At 49.6% G+C, this 6,247-nt stretch carries 6 protein-coding genes, 1 tRNA gene and 1 pseudogene; 3 read left to right on the top strand and 5 right to left on the bottom strand.

The annotated features are described in order from the left end of the window. Positions 1 to 202: 202 nt before the first annotated feature. Positions 203 to 364 (bottom strand): annotated as a pseudogene (locus tag JJU14_RS00905) (integrase); the annotation flags it as partial. A 236-nt stretch (positions 365 to 600) separates the two neighbouring features. Here JJU14_RS00905 and JJU14_RS00900 point away from each other — a divergent pair. Both JJU14_RS00900 and JJU14_RS00895 read left to right on the top strand, forming a co-directional pair. After that, positions 601 to 927: a hypothetical protein gene (locus tag JJU14_RS00900; protein WP_228610602.1), complete on the top strand. Its 327-nt coding sequence runs from the start codon at positions 601 to 603 to the stop codon at positions 925 to 927. A gap of 69 nt (positions 928 to 996) precedes the next feature. Then, entirely contained in the window at positions 997 to 1,248 is a 252-nt protein-coding gene (locus tag JJU14_RS00895) for a type II toxin-antitoxin system HicA family toxin (RefSeq protein WP_228610600.1), read from the top strand. A 192-nt stretch (positions 1,249 to 1,440) separates the two neighbouring features. Here the strand turns inward: JJU14_RS00895 and JJU14_RS00890 are convergent. The 4 genes from JJU14_RS00890 to apbC form a co-directional block, all read right to left on the bottom strand. Further along, positions 1,441 to 1,517, bottom strand: a tRNA-Pro gene (locus JJU14_RS00890). Positions 1,518 to 1,592: 75 nt separating this feature from the next. Further along, the gene (locus tag JJU14_RS00885; RefSeq protein WP_228610598.1) at positions 1,593 to 2,171 is read right to left on the bottom strand and encodes a glutathione S-transferase family protein; all 579 of its coding nucleotides are present in this window, start codon (positions 2,169 to 2,171) and stop codon (positions 1,593 to 1,595) included. A gap of 223 nt (positions 2,172 to 2,394) precedes the next feature. Beyond that, the gene (dcd, locus tag JJU14_RS00880) at positions 2,395 to 2,994 is read right to left on the bottom strand and encodes a dCTP deaminase (RefSeq protein WP_228610596.1); all 600 of its coding nucleotides are present in this window, start codon (positions 2,992 to 2,994) and stop codon (positions 2,395 to 2,397) included. Positions 2,995 to 3,048: 54 nt separating this feature from the next. Further along, complete coding sequence (apbC, locus tag JJU14_RS00875) at positions 3,049 to 4,011, bottom strand: iron-sulfur cluster carrier protein ApbC (protein ID WP_228610594.1); 963 nt, start codon at positions 4,009 to 4,011, stop codon at positions 3,049 to 3,051. 160 nt (positions 4,012 to 4,171) lie between these two features. On the opposite strand from apbC, the gene metG reads away from it, so the two are divergent. Then, entirely contained in the window at positions 4,172 to 6,226 is a 2,055-nt protein-coding gene (gene metG, locus JJU14_RS00870) for a methionine--tRNA ligase (protein ID WP_228610592.1), read from the top strand. Positions 6,227 to 6,247: the final 21 nt, after the last annotated feature.

The raw sequence follows: 6,247 nt of genomic DNA, 5'->3' as shown, positions 1-6,247 counted from the left end.
CCCTTCTCGCCTAACTTTTTGTTTTAACTAGCCCATTTGTGGGGATACCTCAGGTATTTTTATTATGTTGACAAGCCCCCTAAATGGCCGCTTCAGAGTGTAAAGCGGTCATTAAAATTTATACTTCTGAGATTTTTTAAATGTCCGAAATTCGCTCAAAGCGGACAGGATCAAGCTTACGTAAGCTGTACCTAGATAATCATTATCTGGAATGGGAATTTGGCATACCAAACTCTGTCTCAGATAGGTTTCTGTATCTTGCGCACGACTTGGCATCTGTGTGCGCAGCCCTAGCTTGAGGAACCATGCCAATCTGCGTGTAGAGGTGGATGGCCAGCGCTAGGATTTCGTGAAAGGTTGGCCGAGCTCCCTTATCCAGAGTTAGCATACAAGTTAAGCGCGTTCTGTAAAGGCTATTTAAACCTGATTCAATAAGCCTGCTATGGTGGGTTTCGTGTGCCCAATGGCAAAAAGCTTATACAGATAGACGACTATGTAAAAGCTGTAATTTCTTGCATAACGGCCGATATTGGGTTAATTGTAATTCAGTTGCGATTAAAACAGCTGGATGTATAATGCGCAGCCAAAGTCGGAGGTGTTATGTTTAAACTACGTTGTTATGCAAAGAAAGATGGTGATGTGTTTGTTGCCGTTTGCATCGACTTATGTTTAGCAGCGCAGGGTGAATCTCTTCAGGATGCCATTGAAAAGCTGGATAGCCAAATCGCATTCTATGTGACAGACGTTTATGAAAACGAGCGTGATCATGCAGAGCAATTGCTTACCCGAAAAGCGCCATGGCAACAGCGGCTAACTTACTATGCCATTAAGTTTATGAGCAACATTCATATTGCCAGAGATCGGTTTAAAGATTACTGGCGCTCATCATTGCCTTATGTGAGATCAGAGCAGTCACACAGCCATTGATAGGCTAGTAACTCATATGGACGTGTAATGGGTATTTTCCATAAATATGCTGCCCCAACCTGCATATAATTGAAATCGGCGCTTGAACGCGCCGGTTTTGCATTTGTCCATCAGAAAGGTTCACATGAAAAGTGGGCAAAAACTGATAAAAATGGCAAAAGGTATGTGGTAACTGTCGACTGCCCTAAGGCTCCTTTCAGTGATACGTTGGTTAAAAGCATGGCTGCTCAGGCTGGGATGAGTAAGCGCGAGCTTTTAAAGCTTTGCCACGAGAAGAAACACAAGTATTCAGAGGCCAATATAGCAGTTACTGATGATTAAAATCTGCTAGGTCGTCATACTGTCACGAACTGACTTTAGTAGTTGGCCGGTTCGAGCCAGCTTCCAGCACAATACCGGTACGATTCACAACGCCTAATTTGAAACTACTGTATATTGGGGCGGATTTGGTGCGCCCTACCCACACCCAAATTGCAGGCACAAAAAAACCTGTTAAAAAACAGGTTGTTTTGTTGGTCGGTACGAGAGGATTTGAACCTCCGACCCCTGACACCCCATGACAGTGCGCTACCAAGCTGCGCCACGTACCGACTTAGCGCCTATCATACGGATTATCGGGGGAAAATCAATGCTGCAGTGGCTGACTGCAGCAATTTTAGGCAGCTTCAGCCTGCCAGCCTTGGATCGCTGCTGGCAACACCTGGCTGGTGTTGATTGGCGCTGACAAATTCATTGAGCGCCGGGAATGCATCCATTGGCCAGAGGTTGCGAAAGGCGATCCAATCGAGCAAACAATACAGGCAAATGGCGGCGTAATTCCAGTCGTTAAACGCCTGCGCTTGCACCTGTTGTTCTAATACAGCCAACACCTCACCCACCCGCTCGCGCTGCAGGTTAAAGAATAGTTTGTCGTCGTTGGTATCAAAGCCTGAGCGCTGGCAAATCAGCAGCTCGACCAATGAATCGTTGGCAGCATTGATCAGAATGATCTGATTCTCTTGCGGCCAGCTCAAAGTGGGTAAGTCCAGCTTTTGGCACAAATAGCGGTAGATAAGATTCGAATCGAAAATCACCTGCTCCTGATCCACCAACATTGGGATTTTGCGGGTTGGGTTGAGCCGGATCAGTGTCGCTCGATCTTGTTCGGAGAAGATATTCAGATTGACAAATTCATAGGAGGCATCCGCCAACAGCATACGAATACGGCGCACATACGGGGATGGAATGGATCCAAAAAGTTTCATCGAAAGCTCCTGCGGTTAGTTGCTGCTAGCAGTTACTGTATACGCTCACTGCGACCGGTTGCAAAAATATGCGTTAAAATGCAAAGTATTTTTCACTTCGCCACTTGCCAGACTATGCAGTTTTATTGCATAATCATTGCGCTTCATTTTTGCTTTATTGCTTATCTTTTGGCCCATGCTCTGCATGGGCTTTTTATTTTCGGCCATTCAAAACCAACCAGGTTTAGACTGCAGGTCGCTTGTCGTCTTCGCCAATCCGACTGGCCACGGCACCCGTTTGCTGTTTGTATTTGGCATCATCCCGCTTGTTATAAGGCCGATCGGCCTCACCTGTCATCAGTTCAAAGTTCAAAGCACCAATTTTCATATTGGGCCGCAGTGCCAGAGGCAGTTTACCGCTGTTGTAAAACTCCAGCACAATATTACCAGACCAACCCGGATCGATCCGGTGTGCAGTGACATGCACCATCAAACCAAGCCGTGCCAGTGAGGAACGACCATCCAACCAGCCAACAATATCTGCCGGTAAGGTTACAGACTCTAAAGTGACCGCCAAGGCTAATTCCGCCGGGTGAAGAATAAAGACGCCGTCATCGGCGATTTCAATTTCATCGCTCATGACCGAGTTCAGTGCTTTATCAACGGCGGCTCTTGGCCCACTTAAATCAATGTAAGGCGCGGCATGCGCCTGAAAAACGCGAAATTTATTGCCCAGGCGAATATCGACACTCACCCCACTGATCATATCTTTCTCTGGCCTTGGTTCAATGCAAATCCGTCCTTCGTCCAGATAGCGTTCTATATCACGATCACATAATCTCATGCTTGGTTTCCATCGTTGTGGCCAACACAGCCAGTCGTTGTTGCTGTTAATCGTCTAATCATCGGTAAACACTATTTCAGGCGTGCTCTGATTGGCCGGCAAAGCCGCCAACTGTTGTATCAATTGTTGCGCCATCTGCAGGTATGGCAGGCACAGTGCATCATCGGCGGGGTCATCACTTAGCAACAGAGGCAACCCCTGATCTGCGCACTGCCGAACCCGGCTGTGCAGTGGAAGTTGAGCCAATACTGGCAGTTGATAACGCTCCGCCAATCGCTTGCCGCCATCAGTGCCAAAAATAGCCTCTTGATGACCACAGGCACTGCATTGATAGTAACTCATATTTTCTACCAATCCGAGCACCGGAATTTGTACCTGCTCAAACATGATAATGGCTTTTTGCGCATCACTAAGCGCCACATCCTGCGGCGTGGTGACAATGACCGCTCCGGTTACCGCCAGTTTTTGCGACAAAGTCAGCTGAATATCCCCGGTACCTGGCGGCATATCGACAATCAGAATATCCAGCTCTGGCCACTGCGTCTCGTGGATCAGCTGCAGCAAGGCCTGACTGGCCATAGGGCCACGCCAGACCGTGGCTTTTTCCGGCGAAATTAAAAAGCCAATGGATTGCACGGCCAGGCCGGCGACGTACTGCGGCAGCATGGTTTTGCCATCCGGGCTGTCCGCTTTGGCTTGCTCAAGCCCCAGCATCAAAGGAATGGATGGGCCATAAATATCTGCATCCAGAATGCCCGCTTTCAGTCCTTCAGCCTGCAGCGCCATCGCAAGATTCACAGCCGTAGTCGACTTGCCTACCCCGCCTTTGCCGGAGGCAACAAGCACCAGTTGACGTACCCGCTGAAATGCATAGTGCGGTTCTGTGCATTGTGCGGCAGAAGCCGTGGCTGCGTTAGCGGCAGCTAACGTCTTGGCAGACTTTGGCTGTGCCGTTGCTTCGGCTTGATCAGCCGCTGCAGCGGACGCAGGACGCTTTTGCGAGAACCAGTTGAACATGCTGCTTGTTCCTTTTCTTCTTTTTGTGCCGTGCGATGGGTTAGTTTGTCAAAGAAAGCACTTTTTAGGCTGTATCCGCTCCCAATGGGATGCGATCAGGGCGCAGGTATTGTATCATCCATCCATTAATTTTCCTGTATTTTGCCAAGAGTTATCATCGATGTCGAAACGCCAGATCCTGATCACCAGTGCTTTGCCTTATGCCAATGGCCCAATCCACCTTGGACACCTACTGGAATACATTCAGACCGATATCTGGTCGCGCTTTCAGAAAGGTCGCGGCCATGAGTGTTACTATGTGTGTGCCGACGATGCCCATGGCACGCCCATTATGCTGAAAGCCCAGCAGCAAGGCATTAGCCCGGAGCAGATGATTGCCCAAACCAGCATTGAGCACCAGGCGGATTTTCAAGAATTTGGCATTGTCTTTGACCAGTATCACTCCACGCACAGCCCGGAAAACCAGGAGCTGGCCAATCTGATTTATCAGCGGCTGGATGCAGCCGGTCATATCAAGCGCAAAACCATCAGCCAATTGTTTGACCCGGAAAAGCAAATGTTCTTGCCGGATCGCTTTATTAAGGGCGATTGTCCGAAATGTGGTGCGCTTGATCAAAATGGCGACAGCTGCGATGTCTGCGGTGCGACCTACAGCCCTACGGATGTGAAAAATCCACGTTCGGTGATCTCGGGTGCCACGCCTGTGCTAAAAGACAGCGAGCATTTCTTCTTTGATCTGCCCGCCTTTGAGCAGATGCTCAAAGACTGGACCCGTAGCGGCTCTTTGCAAGAAGAGATGGCCAACAAACTGCAGGAGTGGTTTACTGATGGCTTGCAAATGTGGGACATCAGCCGGGATGCGCCCTACTTTGGCTTTGAGATCCCGGGAGCACCAAACAAGTTTTTCTACGTATGGCTGGATGCGCCTATTGGTTACCTTGCAAGTTTTAAGGCCCTTTGTAAACAACGGGGTATAGATTTCGATACTTTCTGGTCAAAGAGCTCCGAAGCCGAGGTGTACCACTTTATCGGCAAAGATATTATCTATTTCCACAGTCTGTTCTGGCCGGCCATGCTGGAAGGTGCTGGCTTTCGTAAACCGAATGCTGTCTACGCTCATGGCTTTGTCACCGTCAATGGTGCCAAGATGTCCAAGTCCAAAGGCACCTTTATCAAAGCCCGTACCTACCTGGATCATCTGAACCCGGAGTACCTGCGCTATTACTTTGCTTCCAAATTGACATCCGCCATTACTGATCTGGATTTAAACCTAGATGATTTTGCTCAAAAAGTGAATGCCGATCTGGTGGGTAAAGTGGTGAATATTGCCAGCCGCTGCGCCGGATTTATCACCAAACGTTTTGACAGCACCTTAGCAAGCAGCCTGGCAGAGCCTGAGCTATTCAGTGAGTTCACTGAAGCGGGTGAGCGTATTGCCAGCCATTACGAGCAACGCGACTATGCCCGGGCCATCCGCGATATTATGGCGCTGGCCGATAAAGCCAACCAGTACATCGATGCCAAAGCGCCCTGGGTGCTGGTTAAAGATGACAGCAAGCAGCAGGAAGCCCATGATGTCTGTTCAATGGGGCTGAACTTGTTCCGGGTGCTGATGCACTATCTAAGCCCGGTACTGCCGCAGATGACTGCTGAAACCCAGGCGTTTTTGCAAGATAACTTCGGCTGGCACAATTATCAGCAACCTTTGCTTGGCCATCGAATCGAGCTATTTAAAGCACTGATGCAACGGGTCGATCCGACGAAAGTAGCCGCTATGCTCGAAGCTTCGAAAGAAAGCCTGCAGCCTCAATCAGAGCAGGCAACTACTGCCGCAACAGCCAGCCCTGCAGCTCCGGCAAAGGCAACGCAGGCGATAGAGCCAATAGCCGATACCATCAACATTGATGACTTTGCTAAGATAGACTTACGGGTAGCCCGTATCGCCCATGCCGAGCCAGTCGAGGGTGCCGATAAGCTGATCCGGCTGGAGCTGGATATTGGCACCGAAACACGCCAGGTCTTTGCTGGCATTAAATCGGCCTACGAGCCAGCCGATCTGATTGGGCGCTACACCGTGATGGTGGCAAACCTGGCACCGCGTAAAATGCGCTTTGGACTGTCAGAAGGTATGGTACTGGCCGCTGGCCCGGGTGGCAGTGAGCTGTTTATTTTATCCCCGGACAGTGGTGCCACCGCAGGCATGCGCGTTAAATAAACCCAATTGCAACAGGGAGTC

Origin of the sequence: Alkalimonas sp. (assembly GCF_020831925.1) — a bacterium.
Taxonomy (GTDB): Bacteria; Pseudomonadota; Gammaproteobacteria; order Enterobacterales; family Alteromonadaceae; genus Alkalimonas.
This window is presented reverse-complemented; position numbering and strand designations above follow the sequence as displayed.